The sequence below is a fragment of the Geodermatophilus sp. CPCC 205506 genome (genome assembly GCF_051383635.1).
Taxonomy (GTDB): Bacteria; Actinomycetota; Actinomycetes; order Mycobacteriales; family Geodermatophilaceae; genus Geodermatophilus.
Map to the genome: position 1 here is coordinate 1 of NZ_JALPKP010000002.1, position 26585 is coordinate 26585.

General features: G+C 75.3%; 22 protein-coding genes. 20 read left to right on the top strand and 2 right to left on the bottom strand.

The annotated features are described in order from the left end of the window. Window positions 1–341 precede the first annotated feature (341 nt). The 13 genes from MY520_RS01445 (at window position 342) to MY520_RS01505 (ending at window position 16855) form a co-directional block, all read left to right on the top strand. The gene (locus tag MY520_RS01445) at window positions 342–1181 is read left to right on the top strand and encodes a DUF4255 domain-containing protein (protein ID WP_436689346.1); all 840 of its coding nucleotides are present in this window, start codon (window positions 342–344) and stop codon (window positions 1179–1181) included. After that, window positions 1178–3376 carry an AAA family ATPase gene (locus MY520_RS01450; protein WP_436689348.1) on the top strand — a complete coding sequence of 733 codons (2199 nt, stop codon included), beginning with the start codon at window positions 1178–1180 and terminating at the stop codon, window positions 3374–3376. The genes MY520_RS01445 and MY520_RS01450 overlap by 4 nt, the downstream gene beginning before the upstream one ends. Further along, window positions 3373–4074 (top strand): hypothetical protein, encoded by a 702-nt coding sequence (locus tag MY520_RS01455; protein WP_436689350.1) that lies wholly within the window; start codon window positions 3373–3375, stop codon window positions 4072–4074. Before MY520_RS01450 ends, MY520_RS01455 begins: the two co-directional genes overlap by 4 nt. Window positions 4075–4079: 5 nt before the next feature. Next, window positions 4080–4616 carry a hypothetical protein gene (locus MY520_RS01460; RefSeq protein WP_436689352.1) on the top strand — a complete coding sequence of 179 codons (537 nt, stop codon included), beginning with the start codon at window positions 4080–4082 and terminating at the stop codon, window positions 4614–4616. Window positions 4617–4621: 5 nt separating this feature from the next. Further along, window positions 4622–5743, top strand: coding sequence for a phage late control D family protein (locus MY520_RS01465; protein WP_436689354.1), 1122 nt, complete (start codon window positions 4622–4624; stop codon window positions 5741–5743). Further along, entirely contained in the window at window positions 5740–6600 is an 861-nt protein-coding gene (locus MY520_RS01470; protein WP_436689356.1) for a phage baseplate assembly protein V, read from the top strand. The genes MY520_RS01465 and MY520_RS01470 overlap by 4 nt, the downstream gene beginning before the upstream one ends. A 9-nt stretch (window positions 6601–6609) precedes the next feature. Next, entirely contained in the window at window positions 6610–6951 is a 342-nt protein-coding gene (locus MY520_RS01475) for a hypothetical protein (protein ID WP_436689358.1), read from the top strand. A 13-nt stretch (window positions 6952–6964) separates the two neighbouring features. Then, window positions 6965–7339 carry a GPW/gp25 family protein gene (locus tag MY520_RS01480; protein ID WP_436689360.1) on the top strand — a complete coding sequence of 125 codons (375 nt, stop codon included), beginning with the start codon at window positions 6965–6967 and terminating at the stop codon, window positions 7337–7339. Window positions 7340–7349: 10 nt separating this feature from the next. Next, entirely contained in the window at window positions 7350–8897 is a 1548-nt protein-coding gene (locus MY520_RS01485; protein WP_436689362.1) for a baseplate J/gp47 family protein, read from the top strand. A 2-nt stretch (window positions 8898–8899) separates the two neighbouring features. Further along, window positions 8900–10912 carry a phage tail protein gene (locus tag MY520_RS01490; RefSeq protein ID WP_436689364.1) on the top strand — a complete coding sequence of 671 codons (2013 nt, stop codon included), beginning with the start codon at window positions 8900–8902 and terminating at the stop codon, window positions 10910–10912. A gap of 8 nt (window positions 10913–10920) precedes the next feature. Beyond that, window positions 10921–12447 (top strand): IPT/TIG domain-containing protein, encoded by a 1527-nt coding sequence (locus MY520_RS01495; RefSeq protein WP_436689365.1) that lies wholly within the window; start codon window positions 10921–10923, stop codon window positions 12445–12447. A gap of 131 nt (window positions 12448–12578) precedes the next feature. Then, window positions 12579–14894: a tail fiber domain-containing protein gene (locus tag MY520_RS01500; RefSeq protein WP_436689367.1), complete on the top strand. Its 2316-nt coding sequence runs from the start codon at window positions 12579–12581 to the stop codon at window positions 14892–14894. Between the two features lie 92 nt (window positions 14895–14986). Next, the gene (locus tag MY520_RS01505) at window positions 14987–16855 is read left to right on the top strand and encodes a hypothetical protein (protein ID WP_436689369.1); all 1869 of its coding nucleotides are present in this window, start codon (window positions 14987–14989) and stop codon (window positions 16853–16855) included. A gap of 29 nt (window positions 16856–16884) precedes the next feature. On the opposite strand, the gene MY520_RS01510 is transcribed toward MY520_RS01505, so the two are convergent. Continuing rightward, window positions 16885–17103: a hypothetical protein gene (locus MY520_RS01510; protein WP_436689371.1), complete on the bottom strand. Its 219-nt coding sequence runs from the start codon at window positions 17101–17103 to the stop codon at window positions 16885–16887. 171 nt (window positions 17104–17274) lie between these two features. On the opposite strand from MY520_RS01510, the gene MY520_RS01515 reads away from it, so the two are divergent. The 3 genes from MY520_RS01515 to MY520_RS01525 all read left to right on the top strand — a co-directional run bounded on the left by MY520_RS01515 (window position 17275) and on the right by MY520_RS01525 (window position 19566). After that, a complete protein-coding gene (locus MY520_RS01515; protein WP_436689373.1) occupies window positions 17275–18033 on the top strand; it encodes a M35 family metallo-endopeptidase in 759 nt (252 codons plus the stop codon). Window positions 18034–18068: 35 nt separating this feature from the next. Beyond that, complete coding sequence (locus tag MY520_RS01520) at window positions 18069–18233, top strand: hypothetical protein (protein WP_436689375.1); 165 nt, start codon at window positions 18069–18071, stop codon at window positions 18231–18233. Window positions 18234–19164: 931 nt separating this feature from the next. Next, window positions 19165–19566 (top strand): hypothetical protein, encoded by a 402-nt coding sequence (locus MY520_RS01525; protein ID WP_436689377.1) that lies wholly within the window; start codon window positions 19165–19167, stop codon window positions 19564–19566. On the opposite strand, the gene MY520_RS01530 is transcribed toward MY520_RS01525, so the two are convergent. Beyond that, window positions 19559–21271, bottom strand: a complete 1713-nt coding sequence (locus MY520_RS01530; protein ID WP_436689379.1) for a SpoIIE family protein phosphatase — start codon at window positions 21269–21271, stop codon at window positions 19559–19561. The two genes, MY520_RS01525 and MY520_RS01530, sit on opposite strands and share 8 nt — an antisense overlap. Window positions 21272–21500: 229 nt before the next feature. Here MY520_RS01530 and MY520_RS01535 point away from each other — a divergent pair, with 229 nt between their 5' ends. From MY520_RS01535 to MY520_RS01550, 4 genes are all read left to right on the top strand, one after another. Beyond that, complete coding sequence (locus MY520_RS01535; protein ID WP_436689381.1) at window positions 21501–21977, top strand: ATP-binding protein; 477 nt, start codon at window positions 21501–21503, stop codon at window positions 21975–21977. 399 nt (window positions 21978–22376) lie between these two features. After that, window positions 22377–22610: a hypothetical protein gene (locus tag MY520_RS01540; RefSeq protein WP_436689383.1), complete on the top strand. Its 234-nt coding sequence runs from the start codon at window positions 22377–22379 to the stop codon at window positions 22608–22610. Between the two features lie 73 nt (window positions 22611–22683). Continuing rightward, window positions 22684–23445, top strand: coding sequence for an AfsR/SARP family transcriptional regulator (locus MY520_RS01545; RefSeq protein WP_436689384.1), 762 nt, complete (start codon window positions 22684–22686; stop codon window positions 23443–23445). 42 nt (window positions 23446–23487) lie between these two features. Then, window positions 23488–26559 carry a BTAD domain-containing putative transcriptional regulator gene (locus tag MY520_RS01550; protein ID WP_436689386.1) on the top strand — a complete coding sequence of 1024 codons (3072 nt, stop codon included), beginning with the start codon at window positions 23488–23490 and terminating at the stop codon, window positions 26557–26559. The last annotated feature ends 26 nt before the right edge of the window (window positions 26560–26585 follow it).

Here is a 26585-nt window from a genome sequence, read left to right on the forward strand (position 1 = left end):
GTGCCCCGGCGGGGCGCGCAGCCACCGGCCGCGCGGGGGCGCGCTGGGCAGCCACCCGGGCCGGCCGGGAACGGAGCGGCCCCGCGGCCCTCACCCCCGCCCGGCGCCGAGTCGCCGTCGCCGTCGCCGTCGTCCGTGCCGCCGGTGCCCCCGGTGTGGACGTGGGCCGTGCCGGGGAGCGGCACCGGCCGGGACGACCCCGCACCGCCCGCGCCCGACGGGCCCCTGCCCGCCCAGTGGGGGCCGAACCGCCGGCGCGGGCCCGCCGTCGCGGCCGCCGCCGCTCCGCCCGCGTTCTGGGAGCGCCGCCGTCTGGGGCGCCTGCTCACCAGGCCGCGGAGGTGAGCGCCTCCACCGCCATCGGCATGGTGAGCAGCTCGCTGCGCGCCATGCTGATGGCGCAGATGCGGCTGAACCTCACCGTGGACGTCACGGTGCTGGCGCCCGACGAGCAGGCCGGGGACCGGCGGGTGAACCTGTTCCTCTACCGGCTGGAGGAGAACGCCTACCTGCGCAACCAGGAGGCGACCGTCTCGCCGAGCGATCCCGGCCGCCTCGTCCCGCCGCCGCTGTCGCTCGTCCTCTACTACCTGCTCACGGCGTACGCGCCGAACGACGCGGAGACCGGCAACGCCACGGCGCACCAGATCCTCGGGGAGGCGATGCGGGTCTTCCACGACAACCCCGTCGTCCCCGACGCCCACCTCGACCCGGGCCTCCGCGACGCCCGCGAGGACCTGCAGGTCGTCGGCAAGGCCCTGGACCTCGAGCAGCTCAGCCAGATCTGGAGCACCTTCTCCCGCCCGTTCCGGCCCTCCGTCCAGTACCAGGTCTCCACCGTCCAGCTCGACGCCCGCCGGCACGAGGGGCTGCGCACGCCCGCTCGCGTCCGCCGCGTGGCCGTCCCGGTCGTCCGGACGTACCCGGGACCGCCCGTCGTCGACGCCATGTCCCCGGTCCGTGGCCCGGCCGGCAGCGCCGTCGACTTCGCCGGCGAGCACCTGGCCGGCTGGCGGGTGGGCGTCGTGATGGGCGGACGCGTGGTCCTCCGCGACCACGACCTGACCGGCGACGCCTTCACCGTCCCCGTTCCGCCCGACGTGGCCGCCGGTGTCTACGACCTGCGGGTCGACGTCGCCGGGGTGTTCCGCCGCACCTTCCTCTTCGAGGTGACGTCGTGACGACCGCGGTGCTGCCCGCGACCGGCGTGCGCGGCTACGCCGACGACCTCGAGCACCTCGCGGACGAGCTTCGGCGCCTGGACCTGCGGATCCGCCTCCGGGCGGCCGAGCTCCGTGCCCGGCTGCACCCCGAGTCCCAGCTGGACCGGCCCGTCTACATCTCCGACGAGGAGGTCGACCGGCTGCTGCGGAGCGACGAGGGGCCGGTGGTGCGGGCGCTCGACGGCGGTGCCGGCCCGTCGGCCCCGGCGCAGCGGTCCGCCCTGGCGGAGCTGTCGGCCCGCATCGACGGCCGGGTGCGGCGCAGCACCGCGGACGGCGTCCCCCTGCGCCTGCCGCGGTTGCGGCGGGCGTTCGCGCTGTCCGACCTGGACGTGCAGACGGTCCTCGTCTGCCTGGCGCCGGAGCTGCGCCGCAAGTACGACCGCCTCTACGCCTACCTCCAGGACGACATCACCCGCCAGCGCCCCAGCGTCGACCTGGTCCTGGAACTGCTGTGCCCGGACGAGGCCGAGCGGTGGCGGGCCCGGGCGCGCTTCGCCGAGGGCGCACCGCTGCGGCGCAGCGGTCTGCTCGAGGTCGTGGCGGATCCGGCCAGCCCGTCCGGATCGAGCGGCCTCGCGCGCTTCCTCCGGCTGGACCCGCGCATCCTCGGCTTCCTGCTCGGCGACGACGCACTCGACGCCCGCCTCGACGGGCGGGCCCGGCTGTACCCGCCCGCGTCGGACCAGGACGCACCCGATGTGCTCCCCGACGTCCTCACCCGCCTGCAGGCGATGGTCGAGGCGCGGCTGCGCGACCCAGGTGGACGACCGGCCGTCGTCCACCTGCACGGCCCGGCCGGTGCCGGCAAGCAGACGCTCGCGCGGTACGTGTGCGGGCGGCTCGGCGTCGGACTCCTCGCCGTCGACGTCGACGCGGTCGTCGCCGAGCCCGCCGACGAGGCCGTGGCGCTGCTCCGGCTGGCCCTGCGCGAGGGGCTGCTGCAGGACGCCGTGGTGTATCTCGGCGGGGTGGACCCGCTCCAGGAGGCATCGGGTCGCCCGGTGGTGCGGGCCCTCGCCGACACGCTGGCCGAGTGCCGCCGGATGGTGATCTCCGCCGGCCGCACCCCCTGGTACGACGCGGCGGACGATCCGGGCCTGGTCAGCCCGGTCGAGGTGCCGGAGACGCCGGCGCCGGTGCGGGCAGCGGTGTGGCGGCGCGAGCTGGCGGGCCGGACCCCGAGGGCGCGGGACTGGGCCGGTGACCTCGCGACCCGGTACCGGCTGACCCCCGGCCGCATCCGCGCGGCGGTCCTCGCCGCGGCCGAGGAGGCGACCATCCGCGGGGAGGGTCCGGCCCTGACGCTGGATGACCTGACCCGGGCCTGCCGCCGGCAGTCCAGCCACCGGGTGGCCGAGCTGGCGAGCACCGTCGAGCCCTGCTACGGCTGGGACGACCTGGTCCTGCCGGACGACCGGACGACGCTGCTGCGGGAGATCTGCGACCAGGTGCGCCACCACCAGCGCGTCTACGAGGACTGGGGCTTCCGGCGCCGGCTCGGGCACGGCACGAGCCTCAGCGTCCTGTTCAGCGGGCCGCCGGGCACGGGGAAGACGATGGCGGCGCAGGTGCTGGCCGGCGATCTCGGACTCGACCTCTACCGGATCGACCTGTCGCGCGTGGTGAGCAAGTACATCGGGGAGACGGAGAAGAACCTCGCCCGCGTCTTCGCCGAGGCCGAGACCAGCAACGCCATCCTGTTCTTCGACGAGGCCGACGCCCTCTTCGGCAAGCGGACCGAGGTCGCCGACGCGCACGACCGCTATGCCAACATCGAGACCAGCTACCTGCTGCAGCGCATGGAGGACTACGCCGGGGTGGTCGTCCTCGCGACGAACCTGCGGCAGAACCTCGACGACGCGTTCGCGCGCCGGATCCGCTTCCTGGTCGACTTCCCGTTCCCGGACGAGCGGTCCCGGCAGCTGATGTGGCGCAAGCACCTGCCGCCCGACGCGCCGGTGGCCCCGGACGTCGACTGGGAGCTCCTGGCGCGGTCGTTCCCCGTCACCGGCGGCAGCATCAAGAACATCGTGCTCAACGCCGCCTTCCTGGCGGCGGCCGACGGCGGGCCCATCCGGCCGCAGCACCTGCTGCAGGGCACCCGGCGGGAGTTCGACAAGGTCGGCAAGGTCTGGAGCGATCCCCGATGACCGATGGCTTCCCCAACAAGCCGCGCATCCTCCGCGGTGCGTTCGTCGAGTTCGGGCTGACGATCCCGCCGCTCGTGGTGGTGTTCCAGTTCAACCCCCTGCAGCTGACCCGCAGCCGCAGCCTGACGTTCGCCGCCCCGGCGGCGGAGACGGGCGGGTCGGCGGCGCCGCTGCGCACCATCCGCCAGTTCCACGGGACGTTCAGCGACCTGACGGAGCTGCAGAAGCAGCAGATGGTCACCGTGCAGGAGCAGAGCATCGGGTTCGACCTGCGGCTCGACGCGACCGACCGGCTGGACGAGGAGGACGCGATCACCGAGAACTTCGGCATCGGGCCGCAGATCGCCACGCTGGAGCTGATGGTGCACCCGAAGTCGGAGAGCCTGGTCGGCGGCGCGCTGGCCAAGCTCCTGGGCCGGCCCGACGGGTTCAGCTTCACCCGCAGCGCCAACCCGCCCCTGATCCTGTTCGTCTTCGGTCGCAAGCGGGTGCTCCCGGTCAACATCAACAGCATGACGATCACCGAGACCGAGTTCAGCTCGGACCTGAACCCGGTCCGGGCGACGGTGGGGGTCAACCTGACCGTGATCGAGGGCAAGAGCGTCCCCTACCTGTACTCCAAGGCCATGACCGAGGCGATGTCGGCGCTCAACCTGGCCGGCATCGCCGACGTCGCGAACGTCGTCATCCCGGGGTGAGGCCGGTGTTCAGCGCGAGCTCGCGGTACCGGGGCGTGCCGACCGTGGCGGTCCCCGACCGGCAGGGGCGGATCGTCCGCGCCACGCAGGCCCGCCCGCTGCCCGAGGTGACGGGGACCTTCCGCCACGTCGTCGCCGCGGGGGACCGGCTCGACCAGCTCGCCACCACCTACTACGGCCGGTCCCGGGACTGGTGGCACATCTGCGACGCCAACCCCGACTCGCTCTCCCCGCTCGGGCTCCTCTCCGACGACCCGGTGGTGACCACGGAGTTCCCGCTCGGCGACGGCGACCCGCCGTGGGCCCGCCTGATCGCCGCGGTCCAGGAGCTGTCGGGCGTCGAGCACGTCCGCGTCGTCGACGACGCGGCCGGCCCGGCGCGGCCCCCGTGGTCGTTGCGGGTCACGCACAACCGCGTCACCGTCGCCGCGGAGGAGATCGCCGCCGCCCTCCGGTCGGTCCCGGTCGGCGTGGGCGAGTGGGTGGTGCTGGACCGGCTCGGCCGGGAGATCGTCGTCCCGCCCCCGGTGACCGGGGGGTGACCGCCGTGGCGCACGAGAACCTCCGGGTGCAGGTCGGCGGGGCCGAGGTGGAGCAGCTGTACGAGGACCTCCTCCTCGCGGAGGTCGACCTCGACGACGAGCTGGCGGGCACGTGCCGGCTCAGCGTCGCCCTCCTGCTGCGTCCGGACGGCCGGTGGGACTACCTCGACGACGAGCGGTTCGCCCCCTGGCAGCCGATCACCGTGGCCGCCGGGGTGGCGGAGGAGACCCAGGAGCTCTTCAGCGGCTACATCACCCACCTGCGCCCCGAGTTCGGCGAGGGGCTCGACCGGTGCCGCCTGGAGATCCTCGCGATGGACGCCAGCGTCCTCATGGACCGGGACGACGTGCTCAAGGACTGGCCGAACAAGAAGGACAGCGACATCGCGCGGGAGACGTTCCAGGCCCACGACCTCGAGCCGGACGTCACCGACACCGAGGTGGTCCACGACGAGGAGGTCTCGACGATCATCCAGCGGGAGACCGACATGCAGTTCCTGCAGCGCCTCGCCGTGCGCAACGGGTTCGAGTGCTACGTCGACGGCACGCGCGGGTACTTCGGCCCCCCGGCGGCGTCCGAGGGCGACCAGCCGGTCCTCGCGGTCGCGTTCGGCGACGAGACCAACGTGACCCGGTTCGCCCTGGAGGTCGACGCGCTCACGCCGTCGGCGGTCGCGATGTCCCAGGTGGACCGGCTGAGCGGGGAGGTCCTCGACGCCCGCGCCGAGTCGGGCCTGCAGCCGCCCCTCGGGGCCAGGCCCCTCGCCGCGTACCTGTCGTCCGGGATGTCCCCGGGTGTGGTCCAGGTGGGCCGGGCGGTGACCACCGGCACGGCGGAGATGGCGGTCCTGTGCCAGGCGCTGTACGACCGGGCGGAGCACTTCGTGACCGGTGAGGGTGAGCTCGACTCGCACCGCTACGGAGCGGTGCTGCGACCGCGCTCCACGGTGGTGGTCAAGGGGGTCGGGCGGACCCACAGCGGCAGCTACCTGGTCACCCGGGTCCGGCACGCCTTCACCGCCGAGGGCTACACGCAGACCTTCGGCGTCAAGCGCAACGCCCTGGAACCCACCGGCGCCGAGGACTTCGCCGGTGCGGGCGACGGTCTGCTGGGAGCGCTGGCGTGATCGGCGCCGGGGCCGCTCTGGAGCGGGTCGTCGCCGACCTGGTGGAGCGGGTCGAGCGGCGGTTCTACGGCAAGTACCGGGGCTTCGTCGTCGACAACGAGGACCCGGCCCGGCTCGGCCGGCTCCGCGTCCGGGTGCCCAGCCTGCTCGGCAACGACGTGGTGACGGGGTGGGCGGCCCCCTGCCTCCCCTACGGCGGGGCCGCCGGCGAGGGCTTCCTGTTCCTGCCCGCACCCGAGGCCGGCGTGTGGGTGGAGTTCGAGGAGGGCGACCTGGAGTTCCCCGTCTGGGTGGGGACGTTCTGGAGCCGGCCCGGGGACAGCAGCCAGCTGCCCCGGCCGACCGCACCGGACGGCGAGGAGGCCGGGGAGGTGCAGGACCCCCCGACCCGCAAGATCCTCACGACGGCCTGCGGGCACACCCTCCAGTTCGAGGACGCCGACGGGGAGGAGTCGGTGCTCCTGCACGACGGCGTCAACGGGCACCTCGTCGTCCTCGACGGCGACGGGCTGAGCATCGTCGACGGCGTCAACGGCCACGAGATCCGGCTGTCCTCCAGCGGGGTGCGGATCACCGACGGGGTCTCCGAGGGCAACACCGTCGAGCTGGCCGCCGGCGGCATCACCCTGGCCGACAAGAACCAGAACAGGATCGTCATGGGCGCCGGCGGCATCCAGCTCGGGGACGGCGCCGCGCAGGCGCTCGTGCTCGGCACCCAGCTGGCCACCCAGGTCGGCACCTTCCTGACCGCGCTGAACGCGCACACGCACGTGGGGAACCTCGGCGCCCCGACGTCGCCGCCGGCCACCCCGATGCAGCTGTCGGTTCCGCTGTCGGCCAAGCACAAGGTCCAGTAGGGGGGCGCGGTGGCACTGACGGTCGGCACCCAGGACGCGGACCGCGGCCTGAGCAAGGCGGTCTACGACCAGCTGGACGCCCTGCTCTCACCGCCGCTGCAGCAGGCGGTCGAGGCCGCGTCCGGCCCCGCGAAGGAGGCCGCCCAGCAGGCCCTGGAGGGCGCTCGGTCGGGGTGGCGGAAGCTCGCCTTCGCGATCGCCACCGGCGTGGTCACCCACCTGCTGGACAACCTCGAGGTCACCGGCGTCCGGACCGGGGGCAACGTCGTCGCCCAGGTCTCCGGGCAGGTGGCCGTGCAGAACGGGGTCGTCCTCGCGCAGGTCAACGGCGGCACCGGCCTGGTGCGCTGACGGGGAGGCGGAGATGACGACTCGTGCGCCCGGCGGTCCCGGGTTCCCGTTCGCGGTGACCCCGGCGGGCGGCATCGCCACCCACGCCGACGGGGACGCCGAGCTGCGGGGGCGGATCCTCCAGGTGCTGTTCACCGCCCCCGGAGAGCGGGTGAACCTGCCCGAGTTCGGCTGCGGCCTGCTCAACCTGGTCTTCGACGCGAGCAACCCGGTGCTGGCGGCCGCGATCGAGTTCACCGTCGGCCAGGCCCTCACCCGCTGGCTCGGCGACGAGCTCGTCGTCACCGGCGTCGACGTGGAGGCACACGAGGAGGTGCTGACGGTCGAGGTGGCCTACCAGCGCCGGCTCGACCTGGCCCGCCGCTCGATCCGCTTCCAGGCGTCGTGAGGAGGCCGGCATGACCGCACCCGTACCGGACGGCCGGCCGGTGATCGACTACCTGGCCCGCGACCACGACAGCCTGCTCCAGGCGATGCGCGACCTGATCCCGCAGGTGCTGCCCGAGTGGCGCGACCACACCAACGAGGCCGACGTCGGCAGCGTCCTCCTCGAGCTGTTCGCGCACATGGGGGACATCCTCAGCTACTACCAGGACCGGGTCGCCGACGAGAGCTTCCTGGGGACGGCCCGCACCCGGCGCAGCGTCATCCACCACCTCCGGCTGATCGGCTACCAGCTGGCCACCGCCGCTCCGGCCGCCACGCAGCTGCGCGTGTCGGTCCGGGCCTCGGTCACCGACACGGTCACCCTGCGCCGGGGCGCCGCGTTCGCCACCCGCAGCCTCCGCGACCGCCCCAGCGTGCGCTTCGAGTACACCGGGGACACCGCCCTGACCATCGACTTCTCGAGGGTGACCGCGGTCGACGGCCGCAAGGTCGTGTCGTTCGACGTGGAGGAGGGCCGCCTGTTCGAGGACGAGCTGCTCGGGCAGGCCACCCGCGCCCCCGACCAGCGCTTCCCGGTGGCCCACCCCGGGATCATCCGGCGCCCGCCCGGTGCGCAGCAGCAGGCCAGCCGCGACATCCGGCTCACGACGCGGCTCGGCGAGGAGGTCGAGGACTGGGAGCTGCGCGACACGCTCACGTTCAGCAACGGCCGGTCGCGCCACTTCGCGCTCGAGATCGACGAGGACGACCAGGGGACCGTCGTCTTCGGGGACGGGGTCTTCGGGGCCGTGCCCCCCGCCGGTGCCGACATCCGGATCACCTACCGGACGGGCGGCGGGCGGCTCGGCAACGTGCCCGCCGACGCGATCCGGACGATCGCCGACGCCCCCGCCCTGGCCCGGCTCGGGGCCACGGTGACCAACCCGGCCGCCGCGACCGGCGGCGCCGAGCGGGAGTCGATCGAGCACGCCGTCGAGCACGCCCCCGCGGTGTTCCGCGCGCAGGAGCGGGCTGTCACGGCCGCCGACTACGAGGCGCTCGCGCTCAGCTTCGAGGGCGTCGGCAAGGTCAAGGCGCTCCCGGTGGGGTGGAACCGGGTGCAGCTGCTGGTCGCCCCGGCGGGCGGCGGAACGGTGAGCGACGTGCTGCGGGTCGGGCTCACCGGCTACCTGGAGGACAAGCGCATGCTCGGCCACGTCGTCGAGGTCGAGGACGCCGACCCGGTCCCCATCCTGGTCACGGCGGAGATCGGCGTGGAGAGCTACTACGTGCAGAGCGAGGTCGTCCCGGCCGTGGAAGCGGCCGCGGCCCGGCTCCTCGCGTTCGCGGACGTGCGCTTCGGGGAGCCCGTCTACCTCAGCGCGTTCTACGAGCGCATCCAGGACGTCCCCGGCGTCCGGTTCGTCAACATCACCGAGTTCCGCCGGGCCGACGTGCCGGACCCGCTGCTGGAACCCTCCGGGCGGATCCTGCTGGAGCCGACCGAGCTGCCGACGGTGCCCGACGTCGGGGAGTACTCCGCCGGTCTGAAGGTGGTCGTCGTCGGGGGCGGTGGCTGACCGTGCGGATCGACCGGCTCCGGGCGGTGCCGCACCCGCTGGGGCACCGCATCGACGTCGGCTGGCGGGTCGTGGACGCGGCGGGGGCCACCGGCGTCCGCGTGGTCCGGCGGGAGGGCACGCACCCGGTCGACCCGGGGGACGGCGAGGAGGTCCCCGGGGATCTCACCTCGGCCCACGACGAGGGCCTGCGGGCCGAGACGACGTACTACTACTCACTGTTCCCCTTCACCGGCGAGCCACCGCAGTTCGCCGACGACCCGCCGTACCGGATCAGCGCCACGGCGACGGCCTCCTACGACTTCGCCGGGCGCATGTACGACCTGCTGCCGGCCGTGTACCGGCGGTACGACACCGTGACCCAGGCCGGCACCGCTCCCGTGCCGGGCGGGCGCGGCCAGGGCGTCCTCCGCCGCTTCCTCGAGCTCCCGGGCTCGCAGCTGGACCAGCTCTACAGCCTGGCCCGGGTGGCGCTGGCGCTGCACGACGTCGACCGGGTGGACGGCCGGCTGCTGCCGCTGCTGGCCCGGTGGATCGGCTGGCGCACCGACCACGGGCTGCCGGTGCGCGCCCAGCGGAACGAGGTGCGCTTCGCCCCGCACCTCTACCGCCTCACCGGCGCGGTCGGCCCTGTGACCGCCGCCGTCCGGCGCGTGACGGGGCACTCGGCGCAGGTGAAGGAGTACCTGCACAACGTGGCGCTGACCAACCAGCCCGAGCGGCTCAACCTGTGGGCGGCGGCGCGCGATGCCCGGGAGTGGACCTCCGGAGCGGTCGTGTCGGTGGACTTCGCCCACGACGGCCGGGTCGCGCACGTGCGCGACGACGACGGCGCGGACCTGTTCGTGTTCCACACCCTCCGCCGGAGGGGGTGGGAGATCCGGGCCAAGCGCCGGGTGGGGGAGGAGTGGGAGCCCAGCACCGCGCTGGTCGACCGGCCCGAGATCGACCGGGACCCGGCCGTGGCCCGGCAGGGCCCACGGCTCTGGCTGTTCTGGAACGGCGTGAACGCACGGACCGGCCGGTGGGAGCTGCTCGCGCGCACCCGGGAGCGGGGGACCTGGTCGGATCCCACGGTCGTCGGCGCGTCGGACGCCGACCGCCGGACCCCCGTCGCGGTCGTCGACTCGACGGGTGGGCTCTGGCTGTTCTGGCGGGAGTGGGCCGGCTCGTCCTGGCAGGTGCGGTACGACCGGCACGACGGGAACCGGTGGCAGCTGGCGGACCCGGCGGTCCTGCGGGACGGCGACGGCCGGGCCGTCGTCGCAGACGACGACCTGGTGGCGGTGGCGGCCGCGGAGGGAGACGCCGGGCCTCCGCTGTGGCTGTTCTGGGCCACCCGGATCCCGGGTCCGGACGGAGCCCGCCGGTGGGCCGTCCGCTGGCGGACCAAGGAGGGGCTGGACCCGGCGACCGACGACTGGTCGCCGGTGCAGACGCTGCCGGGGGACGACGCCGGAGCCCACGACCGCGAGCCCGCACCCCTGCTGCGCACGTCCGGGGACCTGGAGCTGTTCTGGGCGACGACGAGGACCGGGAACTGGTCGATCGCCACCGCGGTCCTCGACGCCCCGGGCGGCACCTGGGGGCCGGTCGACCGGGTCGGCAGCGGCCCGTTCTCGAACCGCGCGCCGCTCGCCGTCGTGCTCGAGGGCGACCGCACGCTGCTGCTGTACCGGTCCAACGAGAGCCTGTCCCACCTCGAGGGCCGGACGGTGCTGGACGCGCGGTACGCGGGGACGACGACGGTCCGGTCCACCGACGCCGGCAAGATCGCGCTGCGCGGCGGTCCGGAGGACTTCCAGACCTACACGTACGACACGCGGGACCCCGGGCCGCCGGGTCACGGCCTGGTGACCCGGCACACGGTCGGCGTCTTCCTCGGCGCGGCCACGGCGCCCCCGGCACGTGACCGGTCCACCGAGCTCGCCGTCGCCCGGCTGGAGCGCGTCCTCCCCGAGGTCCTCCCGGTCACCGTCCGCGCGATCGTCCGGCCGCCCCCAGCCGAACCCTGAGGAGCACCATGAGCGACTTCTCCCGGCCTCCCCTGGACCTGCTGCGCGACAGCCGCGAGCGGGGCTACGCCGGCCTGCACGTCCAGCAGGGCGTGCCGATCCTCGACCGCGACCTCAACCTCCTGCAGGACCTCGTCGTGGCCGCGGTGCGCGACCTCGCCGCCCGCTACATCGGGAACGGTGTGTCCGCGGGGTCCGAGGCGTTTCTCATCGAGCCGGTGCAGGAGCCGCAGGACTTCCGCGTCGCGGCGGGGCCCGACGACGGCCCGGGCTGGTGCCTGGTGGACGGGATCGAGGTGCCCATCCGGGGACCGGTGCGCTACTCGGAGCAGCGCGACGCGGCCGGCCGGCCGCTGCCGGAGCTGACCACACCGGGCCCACCCGACGCCGATCCGCGGGTGGACGTCGTCTACCTCGACGCCTGGGTCGACGAGGTCGAGGGGACGCCCGACCTGGACAACAGCGCCGACGTCGGGATGCCCACCTCGACGCGCCTGGTGGTGCGGTCTCTGGTGCGGGTCGCCGAGGGGGGTGAGCCTCCGGCCGACGCGGGGGGACACGTGTTCTACCGGCTGGCGCGTCTGCAGCGGCCGCACGGCCGGAACGTGGTCGACGCGGCCATGATCGAGGACCTCCGGCAGCGCCGGCTCACCCTGGCCGACCTCGAGCGCCGGCTGACCGTCGTCGAGCGGGTGCTGCTGGTGCCCCGGTTCGTGCCGCCTCCGGGACAGCTGCTCCCCACCACGACGCCGACGCATGCGAACGACGCCGTGCGGCTGAAGGGCACCAACTTCAAGGTCGGGAAGCTGGAGGTGCTCATCGGTGGCGTCCTGGCGAAACAGCTGTCGGACCCGGGGGAGGACGAGGCGGTGGCCGAGGTGCCCTTCGGGCTGACCCCCGAGGGCCGGGAGACGCTGGTCAAGGTGACCGTCCGCAACGAGGGCGGGGGAACCACCAGCGACGAGGACCTGAAGATCACGCCGAAGCTCGCCCTCGTCCCGGACAGGGACGAGCAGTTCACCCCCGAGAGCGGCCCTCCGGGAACCGACGTGACGATCAGCGGTTACGACTTCAGCATCGGCCAGCTCACGGTGACCTTCGCGACGACCCGCGCCACCGTGGTCGGGACGCCGACGAACACCACGGTGGTGGCCCGGGTGCCCGACGGGCTTGCCCCGGGCAGGAGGCGCATCACGCTGTCCATCGCCGGGCAGCAGAACGTCAGCACGGCGAAGGAGTTCGAGGTCGCCGCCTTCCCCGTGCCGAGGTTCGACGCCGGGCCGTTCTCGGTGCCGGCCGGGAGCGCCGGGACGCAGGTGACGCTGAGGGGGGTGAACTTCGACGTGCTGCCGGTGAAGGTGTTCTTCGCCGATGCCCGTGCCGACATCGTCGGGACCCCGACCAACACCCGGATCGTCACGAAGGTGCCGCCCGACCTGGTCCCGACCGGCGCCCAGGACCGGCAGGTGCAGGTCTCCGTGAACACCCCCGGCGGCACCGCCGTCAGCGCCACGCTCTTCACCGTCCGGCGCTGACCCCTCCCGAGGGATCTCCCCGAAGCGGGGCCGCGCGCCCGCTGCCGAGCATGGTGGGCGGCCGAGCCGTCCGGTGACACCACGACCGGGGTGCGGCCCGCCCGAGCAGCGCGCGACCCGGGGGAGCGGTCGTGGACCCTCAGCCGATCAGCTGGACCGAGTACGGAGTGCCCACGGCGCCCGGGACGTGGCGGCCCGAGGAGGCGCGCTGCAGGGAGAGCGGCACCGACCAGGTCGGCCAACTGCGACCGCTGGAGCGGGCGCACCTCGGCGCCCTGCACGGCCACGGCGTCGCCTCTGGGCTGGCGGTCCGCGCGACCGCGGGAGAGACCGCCGTGCGGGTGGCTCCGGGCGTGGCCGTCGACCCCGCCGGCCGGCACGTCGTGCTCGCCGCCGGCGGCTGGGCGGAGCTCGCCGTCAACCTCGTGCTGGGCTCCCAGCTGACCGCGGTGACCCAGGAGGGTGTCGAGGTGCCGACGGCCGGCCGGTCGGGTACGTGCCGGGTCGTCGTCCGGTGGCGGGAGACGTTCGACCAGGCGCTGCGCAACCAGACGGGGCGTTTCCTCACCCACCAGACCCCCTGGCTGCGGGTCGTGGCCGCAGCGGAGGGCGACGACGTGGTGCTGGCCACCGTCGTGCTCACCGCGGACGGCCGGGTCACCCCGGGCGGGGTGAGCGCCGAGGGGCGGGCCGGCCCGGCCCCTGCCGCGGCGTCGCTGCAGCTGCGGGCCGCCACGACGCAGCCGGGTGGCCAGGACGGCGGGGTGCAGGTCGCCGAGCGGACCGCCGGCGAGGTGCGCGCGCGGCCCGGCGGAGGCGTGGAGATCCGTGCCGCCGCAACGGGTACCCCGTCGCTGACCGTCTCGGCCACGGGCAACGTGGGCATCGGCACCGCCACCCCGGCCCAGCCCCTCCAGGTGGCCGGTGCGGCCGACGTCACCGGTCCGCTCACCGCCGGGGGAGCGCTGCGGGTGGCCGGGGCGGCCACGCTGGACCAGGCGCTGACCGTGGCCGGCCTGCTCACCGCCGCCGGTCCGCTGCGGGTGACCGGCGCCGCCGACGTCTCCGGCCCGCTGACCGTCACCGGCCCGCTCACCGCCACCGGTCCGCTGCGGGTGACCGGCGCCGCCGACGTCTCCGGCCCGCTGACCGTCACCGGCCTGCTCACCACCGCCGGTCCGCTGCGGGTGACCGGCGCCGCCGACGTCTCCGGCCCGCTGACCGTCACCGGCGCGCTGACCGCGCGGGGGACGTTCCGGGTTGCCGGGGCGGTGACCCTCGAGCAGGAGCTCACCGTCGCCGCCGCCATCCGCCTGACCGCGGCCGGCGCGGCGCCGGGCCCGGTCCGCCTCCAGAGCGACGGCGTCCGCCGCCTGACCGTGCACGCCGACGAGCTCGGCGTCGTGCAGGAGGGCGCGGAGCGGATGACGGTCACCGGCGGGCGGCTGGGCCTCGGCGGTGCTCCCCGGGCGGCGCTGGACAGCCGCGCCGGCGGCCTGGCGAACGGGGTCACCCTCGGCACCGGCGGGGTCGCGACCGGAGGCGACCCGAGGAGCGTGGCCTACCCGTGGAGCTACGAGACCGTCGGGGTCACCGAGCCGATCTTCAACCTGCGCCTGCAGTCGCCCGGCCGGATCTTCCTGCACACCTACGACGCGGTGGGCAACACCCACTGGCCGCGACTGGCCGTCGGCGGCTCCGGGGGCTTCGCGGAGGTGGTCGTCGGCTCCACGGCGAACGGCCGGCTGTGGGTCCGGCACATCGACGGCAAGCACCACCTGCAGGACAGCGAGGACGACCTGTACCTCAACTGGGGGACCGGGCGCGCCGTGCACGTGGGTGGCGGTGCCCGCGCGGACCTGCTCGTCCACGGCGCGGTCCGGAGCGACGCCGATCTCACGGTGGGCGGCGGCCTGACGGTCGCCGGCGAGGTGTTCCTGGGCTACGCGCGCACGTCGCTGCGCGGTTTCGACGGCGGCGGCCGCAGCGGCTACCACTGGATCAGGACCGAGGGGGACGAGGACGACCTGTGGATGGCCTTCGCCTACCCGTTCCCCAACTCCACCATCCCGAAGCGGATCGAGGGTGCGGTCCCGTTCTACGGCCGGTTCGTCAACCACTCGGACGCCCGCGCGAAGACCGACGTCGCGCCCATCGGCGAGGCGCTGGCGAGGCTGGCGGGCATCCGCGGTGTCGCGTTCCGCTGGGCCGACAGCGCCCGCACGCTCGGCGGGACACCGGGGGAGCCGGCGATGGGGGTGGTCGCCCAGGAGGTGGCGGCCGTCTTCCCCGAGCTGGTGACCGGCACCGAGGACGACGAGTACATGGCGGTGGACTACGCGGGCCTCACCGGGGTCCTCGTCGAGGCCGTCAAGGAGCTGACCCGCCGCACCGAGGACCTCGCCACCCGGCTGGCCGCCCTGGAGCACGGCGGCTCGCCCGGGTAGCGCCCGGCGCAGGGACCTCCCGGAAGCGACGTACCCGGTCGGCGCCCGAGCATCCGGGGTGCCGGACCCGGATCGCGACGTCGGAGGCAACCGTGGAACCTCGTCCGATCAGTCACACCGAGTACGGCGTCGGAACGACCCCCGGTGTCCCGCGGCCCGGCTCCACGAGCCACGAGGAGAGCGGCATCGACCTCGAGTCCTACCTGCGCCCGCTGGAGCAGGCGCACGCCGGCGCGCTGCACGGGCACGGGGTCGCCGTGGGGCTGGCCGTCCGCGCGGTCCCCGGGGAGTCCGTCGTCCGCGTGACGACCGGGGTCGCCGTGGACGGCTCCGGCCGGCACGTGGTGCTCGCGCCCGGCGGCGCGGCGGAGGTGGCCGACGACCCCACCCTGGGCAGCGTCCTCGTCCCGGTCGACGGCTCGGGGGTGGAGCTGCCGACCGCGGGCCGGTCGGGGGCCTGCCGGGTGACGGTGCGCTGGCGGGAGACGTTCGACCAGGACCTGCGCGACCAGACCGGGGCGTTCCTGACCCGGCACACCCCCTGGCTCCGGCTGGAGCCGACCGCCGGCGGAGCGCCCGGACCGGAGGCGGTCGCGCTCGGCACGGTGACCCTGGACGGCACCGGCCGGATCGTCGCCGGAGGTGCCGACGCCGGTGAGCGGGGGAGCGTCGAGGCGGCGGCAGCCGTGGTCCGCGTGCGTGGCAGCGCGGTGCGCCCGTCGGCGGACGGGCTGGCGCTGGAGGTGGGCGAGGTCGCCCGCGCGGAGCTGCGCGGACGACCCGGCGGTGGCCTCGACCTCCGCGTCGGCGACCCGGCCGGGGACCCCCCGGCGCTGGCGGTCTCCTCGTCGGGGCACGTCGGCATCGGCACCCCCACCCCGAGCCGGTCGCTGGACGTGGCCGGTGGCGCCGCCGTGTCCGGCTCCCTGTCGGTCGGTGGCCGGCTGCGCGCCTCGGACGGTGTGACGCTGGCCGGCGGTCCCGGCGACGACGCGGCCGGCTTCCACCTGACGGTCGGAGCGGTCGGCGAGACCCCGGTGCTGCGCCTGCACGGTGGCGCCGACGACACCGGTCCGGTCCTGCTCAGCGTCACGTCCGCCGGCGCCCTCACCATCGGCACCGCGACCGGGCGGGTCTCGGTGCAGGACGACCTGTCGGTCCGCGGCGCCCTGTTCGTGACCAACTCGAGCGGCGGGACCGTCACGATCAGCGGCCGGACGTGGGACAACGAGGCCGACTTCTCCCCGAGCAACCTCAAGGTCGTGATGGCGAACCGCTTCCTGATCCCGAACCGGGACCGGCCCTTCCAGTTCCTCGTCGGCTACGGCCGGGAGCGGTTCATCCTGGGCGAGGGAGGGCTGGCGCACCGCTTCGTCCGGGTCTTCAGCGTCGACGACAAGGGCAACGCCTTCTTCGCCGGGAGCAAGGGCGGCTACGTGGTGGACTACTTCGTCAACGCCGTGGGCGGACCGCTGGAGCGGGGCGACGTCGTGGTGCTGCGCCGCAGCCCCCCGGTGGCGTCCTACGGCACGTCCGGAGCCATCCCGATCCCCGAGGTGGACCTCACCGACGAGGCCCACGACGGCCGGGTCTGCGGCATCGTCGCCGACGCGGTGCCCGCCGGCGGCCTGCCCGGGACCGACCCCGCCGACGACGACGGCGAGGCGTCCGCCCCCGGCCACCCCCTGGCCCGGTACGCCGGGGAGCAGGACGCCACCGACGCAACGGTCGCCGACCGGCGGATGGGCCGCATGGTGACGCTGGGCTGCTGGAACCACTGCAAGGTGGACGCCGACATCGCCCCGGTGGAGGTCGGCGACCTGCTCACCACCAGCCCGACCAGTGGCCACGCGCAGAAGGTGACCGACCGGAGCCGCGCGCCCGGGACGGTCCTGGGCAAGGCCCTGGCCCCGCTGCCGGGCGGCCGCGGCACGATCCCGGTCCTCGTGGCCCTGCAGTGACGTGACGCTGCAGTACAGCCGCGCGCCGGTCAGCCGGCCGGAGCCGCGTCCTCACCGGCGGGGTCGAGCAGTTCCTGCAGCACCTGCACCGCGCCGCTGATGCGCAGCAGCGTCTGCTGCAGCTGCGTCTGCTCGCGTTCCAGCTCGCGCAGCCGGGTCTCCCCGAGCTGTAGCTCGTGCCGCAGCACGGTCAGCCGGTCCCGGCTGCGCTCCGCCAGGTCACCGGGCGTGGTTACGGTCTCCGCCACCGTCGATCTCCTCCACCTCGGGCACCGGAACGGCCGGGAGCGGCCGGGCCGGCGCAGAGGACCCACCGTGTCCGCCCGGCCCGGATCGCGCTTCCGGGAACTCCCCATGCGGTCGGGACGGCGCACTCCGGAGGGGTGACCGGGGCCGCGCGGCGGGGCTACCGTCGCGCCGTGTCCCGTACGGTGCACGTCGTCGAGCGACAGCGGGCGGGCCCTCGCCGGGCCGCCGCCCGGAGGGACGTGCCGCTGCGCAGCCCGGTGGCGGCCCCCGTGCTGCAGCGGCAGCTCGGCAACCAGGCCGTGGCCCGGCTGCGCGTGCAACGGGCGTGCTGCGGCAGCTGCTCGTCGGGCGGCCCCTGCGAGGGGGAGCCGGAGCAGCGCACGGCGCCGTCGGTGGTCCCCGGCGTGGTCCAGCGCTACTACACCGAGGACTGCGAGGGGTACAGCGTCGACCAACGCCGCAACGGGGTGAGCGAGGCGACCTCCATGGCGCGGCGGGCCGTCGACGCCCTCACCGCCTACACCGCCGCCCACCCGGGCGGCACCCAGGACCCGAGGACGGCGCATCTCCTGCGGGACTGCTTCGCCAGCGACTCGCTGTGGACCGCCATGCGGGCGCGCGCCGGGTTCGCGCGGATCAAGGCCTACCTCGACGCCGACGACTTCACGATCGAGTGCGAGGACGACTGCGACACCGCCAACGCCTACGTCTACGGCGTCTGGACCGACATCCACATGTGCATGAACGTCATCAAGAACGAGTCGGCGCGGCGGTTCGGGGAGATCCTGCTCCACGAGGTGTCCCACGATGCGCACGGCACCGACGACGAGCAGTACTTCTACCCGCCGGCGGGGAGCCGGACGACGCTCTCGGTGGGCGACGCCCTGGACAACGCCGACTCCTACGAGGCCTTCGCCGCCCAGATCTGAGCCGGGACGTCACACCTCGCTGGTGAGGCGGGATCGTGCGCAGCCGCCACCCCGCGTACCAGGTGGCGCCCACCGTGACGACGACGAGCAGCGGCACCGCGGCGAGGCCGACCGCGGACGTCACACCCAGCTGCGCGGCCGGGGCGCCGATGACCCGTTCGGTGATCGCCAGCGCCCACTGCTGGATGCTCAGCGCCTGAGCACCGGGGACGAACTGGCCCACCAGGGACTCCCAGACCAGCGCGTACAACAGCCCGACCACGACGGCGTTCCGGGTCACGACCGCCAGCAGCACGAACAGCGCGCAGTAGGCGACGCCGGCCACGGCCGCTCCGGCGGCGTACCCGACCGCCAGGTAGCCGGCCGATCACGTGCCGGTTCAGCGGCTTGGTGAGCACGTACACGATCGAGCCGTCGTCGATCTCCGGCCCGATCGCTCCGGTCCCGGCGATGAGCCCGAGCAGCGGGACCAGCGTGCCGAGCGCGAACCCGCCGGGCAGGCCGACGACCAGCTCCTCGTCGGGCCCGGCGAGCGCCCGCGCGAGCGCCGCGAGCACGAGGAGCACCGCGGGCAGCAGCGGGAGCAGCAGCGCTCGCCGGCGGCCGAGCAGGCTCCGGGCGGTCAGCCGGGCGACGGTCGCGTTCACCGCGCCACCAGGTAGGCGAAGACGCTCTCGAGCGACTCGTCGGCCGGCGCCACCTCGTACAGCCGGATGCCGTGCCAGCCGCGGCAGCGCCCGGACGAACGCCGCGAAGTCCGTGGCCTGGACGTGCAGCGCACCGGAGGAGTCGCCGGCGCCGATGCGGGTGCGCCCGCCCGGCGCCAGCTGCACCGCGGAGACGCTCGGCTCCGCCATGACCGCCGCCGCCAGCCGGCGGTCGTCGTCCGACCGCGAGCCGGGCCGGGGTCAGCGCCGCACGGATCCGGTCGAGGCGGGAGGAGCGGGCCCGGGACGACCACGAGGGCGACGACCAACGCGGAGTCGGCGGGCGACCGGAGATCGGGTGACGTCCCGTCCCGGACGAACACGCACGGTGATCCGCGCAAGTCGGGGGCCCGCGGAGCCGCGACGAGGAGCACCATGACCCCGTGGGGACCGACCGGACCCACCCGTGACGCGGGAGCAGAGAATGAGACGTTTCCCGGCAGGCACCCTCGCGGTGCTCCTCCTGATCGCCGCCTGTGGCGGCCCCGCCGAGGAGGAGGACGCCGCGCCGAGTCCGGTCGCCGGGGCGCCGACGCTGCGGGCGACCGTCGGGACCGAGGAGTCCCCGGACGCCTTCGAGATCGCCCTGGTCGACGAGGACGGCAACCCGGTGACCGAGCTGCCCGCCGGCGAGTACAACATCGAGGTCAGCGACCCCACCGGCATCCACAACTTCCACCTCAGCGGCGGGGACGGGGCCGTCGACGAGCGGACCAGCCCCACGGAGCGGATCGAGACCACCTGGGTGGTGACGTTCGAGCCGGGCGAGTACCGCTACATCTGCGACCCGCACCCGAGCATGAACGGGCAGTTCACCGTCACCTGACCGGCTGCGCCGCGGACGTTCCGGCGGGCCCGGTGTCCTCGGGGTGGGCGCGGACGGCGAGCAGGGCGATGTCGTCGTCGGCCCGGCCGACCGCGATGCGGTCGAGCAGCTGGTCGCAGACCTTGTCCAGCGGGCTGTCGGCCAGCAGCGCGAGCTCACCGGCGAGCCGGGTGAGGCCGTCGTCGATGCCGGTGTGGCCGTGCTCCACCAGGCCGTCGGTGTAGAAGAGCACCGTGTCGCCGGGGTGGAGGACGGCCTCCTGGTTGCTGCGCGGCGCGGGGGAACCGGCGCCGAGCAGGCGCTCGGGCCGGCTGTCCAGCAGCTGCACCGTCCCGTCCGGGCGCAGCAGCGCCGGAGGGAGGTGCCCGGCCGACGACCAGCGCAGCGTGCGGTGTCCGGTGGCGGCCTGCTCGGCCGGCTGCTCGATCCGCGCCACCAGGGCGGTGGCGAGGGTGTCGACGTGCAGGCCGGTGAGAGCGGCGTCGACCCGGGTGAGCACCTGGGCCGGGCTCTCCGGCCGGTCGTAGGCGATGCCGCGCAGGATGCTGCGGATCTGGCCCATCGCCGCGGCGGCGTCGATGTTGTGCCCGACGACGTCGCCGATCACCAGCAGGGTCGCCCCGTCCGGCTGGTGGAACGCGTCGTACCAGTCGCCGCCGACCTGCTGGTAGCTGGCGGCCGGCCGGTAGCGGACGACGATCTCCAGGTGGTCCGGCTGCGGCGGGGCGGTGAGCAGGCTGTGCTGGAGGGTCTCGGCCACCTTCAGCTGCCGGCCGTAGAGGCGGGCGTTGTCGAGCGCGAGCGCGCCACGGCGGGCCACCTCGACCGCGGTGGCGATCTGCAGCTCGGTGTGCGGCGACCGGTCGCCGACGTTGAGCATCGCCAGCACGCCGAAGGTCTCCCCGCGGGCGCGCAGCGGGACGACCGTGCACGAGGCCGTGTCCAGCCGCCGCCAGGCCGCGCGCACCTCGTCGGTGGGCAGGGACGGCGCGACCAGCTCGTCGTCGAGCGTGGTCATCTGCACCGGCTCCCCGGTGAGCAGGGCCTCGATCATCGCGCCGTCGCCCCCGGTGTCGCGCAGCCGCCCGGTCAGGTAGGTCTCCAGATCGGCCCGGCGGGCCGGATCGCGGTGCGCCCACGCCTCCTCGCCGGGGCCGCCGTCGTCGTCGGCCAGCGCGACGAACGCCCAGTCGCAGAGGCGCCGCACCGCCAGCTCGGCCAGCCGGATGGCCGTCTCCCCGGTGTCGAGGGTGGCGATCATGGACTCCGAGACCTCGGCCAGGAAGCGCAGCCGGTCCTGCTCGCCGTCCTCGTCGGCGACTGCGCGCGCACCGGCGCCGGCCGGCTGCGCAGCGGGCTCGTCGACCGGCCGCGTGGACACGTGCAGCAGGTCGCCGACGACCGACGCGGTGGCCTGCAGCCAGCAGCCGGCCGGCGGCAGGTACCCCGTCCAGGTCACCGGCGTGCCCGTGCTGCGGGCGTGCAGCAGGAAGCTGTGGAAGATCGTGCCGCTGAGCTCGGGCACCGCGACCCAGATGTCGCGGCCGACCAACTCGGCGACCGGCCGGCCGAGCAGCCGCGCACCGGCGGGGTTGACGTAGCCGATCGTCCAGTCGCGGTCGAAGACCGCGACCGGGTCGGGCAGCGCATCCAGCACCGCCGCGAACGTCTCGGGGCCGAGGGGGGAGACCGCGGATCCACTCACCACAACTCCCGCGTCTCGGTGGGCGGCACTCCGGCTGGCCGCACCGGACCCTACGTCAGTCGGGGCGGTCGCACGCGTTTCCTCGCCGGGCGGCCGCATGGGAGACCGCTGCCCGGGTAGATCCTGCGGACCGAGCCGTATCAGAACAGGCCCGCCCGCTCTCAGGTCGGGGACGAGCCGCCGGGCGGTTCGGCGTGTCCAAACAGCGGCGCGACCCGGAACGAGGCAGATGGACGAGGCTCAGTGGGCCCACCGGCCGACACCGGAGGTGGGCGCCGACGTGACGGCGCGGTGGTCCGGGGAGCCGGCCACCGCCGAGGAGGTCTCCGCGTTGCGCCGGCAGCTGCGCGGGGCGCTCCGGGACGGCTCGCTGCCCGCCGGGGAGGACGACGCCGTCGACCTGCTCCTGCTGGTGTTCGAGGAGCTGGTCAGCAACGGCCTGCGGCACGGCAGACCGCCGGTGCGGGTGGCGGTCACCGCCGTCGGCACCGGCTGGCTGCTGGAGGTGTCCGACGCGGCCGTCGACCGGCTCCCGACCCCGGCGATCGGGCGCGACGCGGCCGCCGGCGGCCTCGGCCTGCACCTGGTGGCCCGGTTGTGCGCCGGCCACGGGTGGACGGTGCGGGAGGGCCGCAAGCACGTCTGGTGCCGCGTCTCCCGTACCGCTGCGGCCACCGGCAGCGCGCCCGACCGGTCCCGGCGGTAGCACGGCCGCCCGGGCCGGTGGAGACGGGAACGTGCCCCCGCCGCCGTGACGATCCCGTGACGGGTGACTGCCAGGCTGTCGCGATCGGACCGGCGGCGCCCCGGCGCCGCCCCACCAGTCGCCGCGAGGGGACCTCCCGTGACGGGTACGCACCGCAGGCCGGAGCGGGTCCCGCCGCGCGCCGGGACGTCGGGTCCCGGCAGCACGGCGGCCAGGCCGGCGCGGCCGGCCCGGCGGGGGAGTGCAGCGGAGGGGGACGTCGTCACCCCGACGGACGTCCCCCCGTCGGGGGAGTGCCTCACGCAGCGTCACGAGCGAGGATGGGACCCCGCGATCATGACAGCTCGTGGGCAACGGGTCGTCTGCTGGGGCGGGCCGCACGGACGACCCCGATGGGCGGTGACCTTGGACGGCGACCGCAGTGCCGCACTGCTCGTCCGCGTCTGGCTCGAGGACGGCGCCCAGTCCTTCCGCGGTCGGCTGACGACCATGGACACCTCTCCCGGTCAACGCGGGGCGCAGGAGACCACCGTGGCCCTGGCCTCGTCGCCCGGTGACGTCGTCGATGCGGTGCGTGCCTGGCTGGAGGGGTTCCTCGGCGACGCGCCGGACTCGATTGACAGCGACGAGTGACAGGCCAACGATCCAGACCCGGCGGTATCTGACGTCCTCTCCACCACGCTGACGGGCCGAGGGGGAATGCGCCGTGACCCTCGCTCCACCCACCCGGGTGACCCTCCTGGACGGCTTCGCGCTCCGGCTCGGGGGCGACGCCGAGGCCCCGGTCCGTGACCTGCCGCGAGCGGTCCAGCGGCTGGTCGCCCGCCTGAGCCTGTCGCGGTGTCCCGATCGGAACGCGATCGCCGGTCAGCTCTGGCCGGACGTGCCCGAGGACCACGCGCACGGCAGCCTCCGCTCCGCGCTGTGGCGTCTGAAGCGGGTGGCCCCGGGGATGGTCGAGGTGTCGGGCGGCTCGCTGTCGCTCGCGCAGGGCGTGCGGGTCGACGTCCGGGAGTTGGACACCTGGGCGGCGCGCGTCCTCGACCCCGACGTCGGCGGGACCGACGTCTCCGGGCTGGAGACCGCGCTCCAGGGGGAGCTGCTCCCCGGCTGGTACGAGGAGTGGGTGCTGCTCGAGCGGGAACGGCTGCGCCAGCTGCGGATGCACGCGCTGGAGGCCCTGGCCGACAAGCTCGTCGCCGCGGGCCGGTTCGGGGAGGCCGTCCAGGCGGCGTACGCCGCGGTCCACGAGGAGCCGCTGCGGGAGAGCGCGCACCGGGTCGTCGTGCGGGTGCACCTGGCCGAGGGCAACGTGGCCGAGGCCCGGCGGGCCTACGAGTCGTTCCGCGAGATGCTCGCCGACACCCTGGGCATCGCACCCACCCCGCACATGACCGGCCTGCTCACCCGGCTCGAGAACCGGGCGGGCGACCCGGAGCCGGCGCGTGTCCCCCGCGACCGTGGCTGACGGGACGCGTTCCCAGGGTCGGAGAGCCGTTACGGTCTGCTCATGAGCCGGGCGCTCCGGTACGCACCGCCCCTGACCGGTCGTGGCCTGATCCTGCGGCCCCGGCTCCTGGCCCCCCTGCACACCCGCTTCGAGCGGCCCCTCACGGCCGTCGTCGCGGCGGCCGGGTTCGGCAAGACGACGCTGCTGGCCCAGGCCGTGCGGGAGAACGCGCTCTCCCCGCTGGGCCGCGACGCCTGGCTGACCTGTCAGCGCGACGACGCCGCGCTCTCCTTCCTCGCGTCGGGTGCCCTCGCCGCGCTCGGCGTCTCCGCGCCGGCACCCGACGACCCGCGCGCGGCCGCGGTCACCGTCGCCGAGGCCATGTGGGGCACCGCACCCCGGCACGTCGCGCTGGTCCTCGACGACGCCCACCTGGTCGACCCCGGCTCACCCGGGGGCGCCTTCCTCGCCGCCCTGGTCGAGGAGCTCCCGCGCAACGGCCACCTGGTCGTCGCGTCCCGCCCGCCGCTGGCGGCGCTGCCCACCGCCCGCCTGCAGGCCAACGGGAACGCGGTCGTGCTGGGAGAGGCGGACCTGCAGTTCGGGGACGAGGAGGTGGCCGCGTTCGCCGGGACCCGGCAGGTGTCCCCGGAGCTGCTGCGCGAGGTGGGCGGCTGGCCGGCCCTGGCCGAGCTGACGGCGACCGCGGGCCCGGCCGCGGTCACCGGCTACGTGTGGGAGGAACTGCTCGGCCGGCTGCCCGCCGACCGCCTGCGCGCGCTCGCCCTGCTGGTGGCCGTGGGCGGCGCCGACGACGAGATCGCCGCGACGCTGCTCGGCGAGCACGTCCGGCTGGGCGACCTGCTCGACGGCCTGCCGCTGGTGGTCCGCGGGCGTTCGGGCTGGTGGTCGCTGCACTCGCTCTGGGGCGCCATCGTGGGCGACCGGCTCACTCCGGCGGAGGTCGCCTCGGCGCGGCGGAGCGCCGGCCGGGTGCTGGCCCGGCGGCGGCGCTACCACGACGCCATGGACCTGCTGACCGACGCGGGGGCCTGGGACGACGTCCGGGCCGTCGTCGTCGAGGTGTGCGAGGTCGGGACGCCGCTGGTGCCACCGGACGTCCTCGAGGCGTGGCGGGGCCGGCTGCCCGCGGAGGTGCAGGACAGCCCGGAGGGTCTCCTCCTGGCGGCGATGGTGGCCGAGCCGACCAACCCCGACGCCGCGGAGCAGCTCCTGGAGCGGGCCTTCGCGGCCGCGCCGCACGCCGCCGAGGTGGGCTTCGCCTGCCTGAACGCGCTCGTGGAGGTGGCGTTCCGGCGGTCGGACCGGCGCCAGATGAAGCTGTTCATCGAGCGGCTGACCGAGCTGGCCGCGCACGGTCACGAGCGGGCGGAGGGGTGGATCGCGCTCTTCCGCGCGCTGCTCGCCCGCAGCGCCGCCGAGGTGCGCGCCGAGCTGGCCGCCCCCGGTCTGGTCTCGGGAGCGCCGTTGAGCCCGGTGCAGGAGTGGCTGCGCGCGCACCTGCTCCTGCTCAAGCTGGGCGAGCCCGAGGCGGCCGAGGCGGTCGCCCGCCGGGCCATGGGCTCCGCCGTCCCGAACCTCGCGGTGCTCTTCTGCTGCCAGGTGGTCGAGTCGCTGCGGCTGCGCGGACGGCTCGACGAGGCTTCGCGGCTGCTGCCGGACCTGCTCGGCGGCATCCACCCGGCCAAGGTGCTCACCTCCCCGGAGGTCGTGACCTGCGCCGTCGTCCTGCTCGAGGTCCTCGGCCGGGACGACGAGGCCGAGGGGCTGCTGGAGCGGTCCCGGCCGTCCGTGGCCGCCTCCTCGGTGGCCTGGGGGCCGGTGGCCGGCGCCCTCGCCGAGGCGTTCTGCCAGGTGGGGCGGGGCGAGGAGGACCGGGCGGCCGCGACCCTGCGCGCGGTGCTCCACCTCGGCCTGGCGCGCACCCAGGCGGTCCTCCAGGTCTCGCCCGCGGCGCTGCCGCTGCTGTACGTGCTCCTGCCGGAGGTCCGGCAGACGTGGGACGCCGATCCGCCGGCCGGCAGCTTCACCGCCGTCTCCGCGCTCGCCGGGGCGCTCGTCGCGCTCCGGGACCGGGGTTCGGTCGCCGAGGCCGGTGACCTGCCGCCGGAGGCCCGGCGGATCGCGCGCGCGGTGCTGCCGGCGCCCTGGACGGCGGAGCTCGCCCTCGGCCTGGTCGCGACCGGCCGGGACGAGGGCCGCGCGCTCCTGGAGGACCTCGGCCCGCGGGTGCGGCCGACCCTGCGCGCCCGTGCCGGTGGGCTCCCGGGACCGGTCGCCGCCGCCGCCCGCCGCCTGCTCCGCGAGCTGCCGGCCGCCCCGGCCGCCCGGCTGCAGCTGCGGGTCCTCGGGCCGATGGAGCTGCGCCGGGACGGCGAGGTCGTGGCCGCTCCCGAGCTGCGCCGGGAGCGCGTCCGGCAGCTGCTGGCGTACCTGCTCGTCCACGACCGGCCGACCCGGTCCGCCGTCACCGCCGAGCTGTGGCCGGACCTGGACGAGCCGGCCGCGGGGCGCAACCTGCGGGTGACGCTGGCCTACCTGCACAGCCTCCTCGAGCCCGACCGCGGCGAGCTGGACCCGCCCTACTTCGTCCGCAGCGCCGGACCGGTGCTGCACCTGGTGGTCGACGGCGCGCTGGAGGTCGACGTGCGCACCTTCGACCGGTGCCTCGACGAGGCCGCGCGCCTGGAGCGGCAGGGGGTGCCCTCGGCGGCCCTCCCGGCCTACCTGCGGGCGGTCGACCTGTGGTGCACCGACCACCTCCCCGACGTCCCCGGCGGCGAGTGGCTGGAGTGGGAACGGGAGCGGGTGCGCGGCCGCTGCGTGGCGGCCGCGGTCCGCGCCGGGGAGCTCCTCCTCGCCCGCGGCGACCGCCGGGCGGCCCGCGGGCTGGGGGAGCGGGCGCTGCGGGTGGACCGGTGGTCCGAGCGCGCGTACCAGCTGGTCGTGGCCGCGCTCCTGGACGCCGGGGACCTCGTCGCCGCCCGGCAGTGGTCCCGGCGGTGCCTCCGGGCCCTGGCCGAGCTCGGCGTCCCCCCGCAGCCGCGGACCGTCGCGCTGGAGAAGCGGCTCGCCGAGCTGGGTGCGCGCCCCGGGGCGCCGCCTCGCTGACGTCCCGCTAACGCCCCCCTCCGACC

What these genes read in the sequence shown, in the direction of transcription:
- MY520_RS01455 (WP_436689350.1), top strand. Translation starts at nt 3,373, where the DNA reads ATGACCGATGGCTTCCCCAACAAGCCGCGCATCCTCCGCGGTGCGTTC.
- MY520_RS01480 (WP_436689360.1), top strand. Translation starts at nt 6,965, where the DNA reads ATGACGACTCGTGCGCCCGGCGGTCCCGGGTTCCCGTTCGCGGTGACC.
- MY520_RS01485 (WP_436689362.1), top strand. Translation starts at nt 7,350, where the DNA reads ATGACCGCACCCGTACCGGACGGCCGGCCGGTGATCGACTACCTGGCC.
- MY520_RS01495 (WP_436689365.1), top strand. Translation starts at nt 10,921, where the DNA reads ATGAGCGACTTCTCCCGGCCTCCCCTGGACCTGCTGCGCGACAGCCGC.
- MY520_RS01525 (WP_436689377.1), top strand. Translation starts at nt 19,165, where the DNA reads ATGAGACGTTTCCCGGCAGGCACCCTCGCGGTGCTCCTCCTGATCGCC.
- MY520_RS01535 (WP_436689381.1), top strand. Translation starts at nt 21,501, where the DNA reads ATGGACGAGGCTCAGTGGGCCCACCGGCCGACACCGGAGGTGGGCGCC.
- MY520_RS01550 (WP_436689386.1), top strand. Translation starts at nt 23,488, where the DNA reads ATGAGCCGGGCGCTCCGGTACGCACCGCCCCTGACCGGTCGTGGCCTG.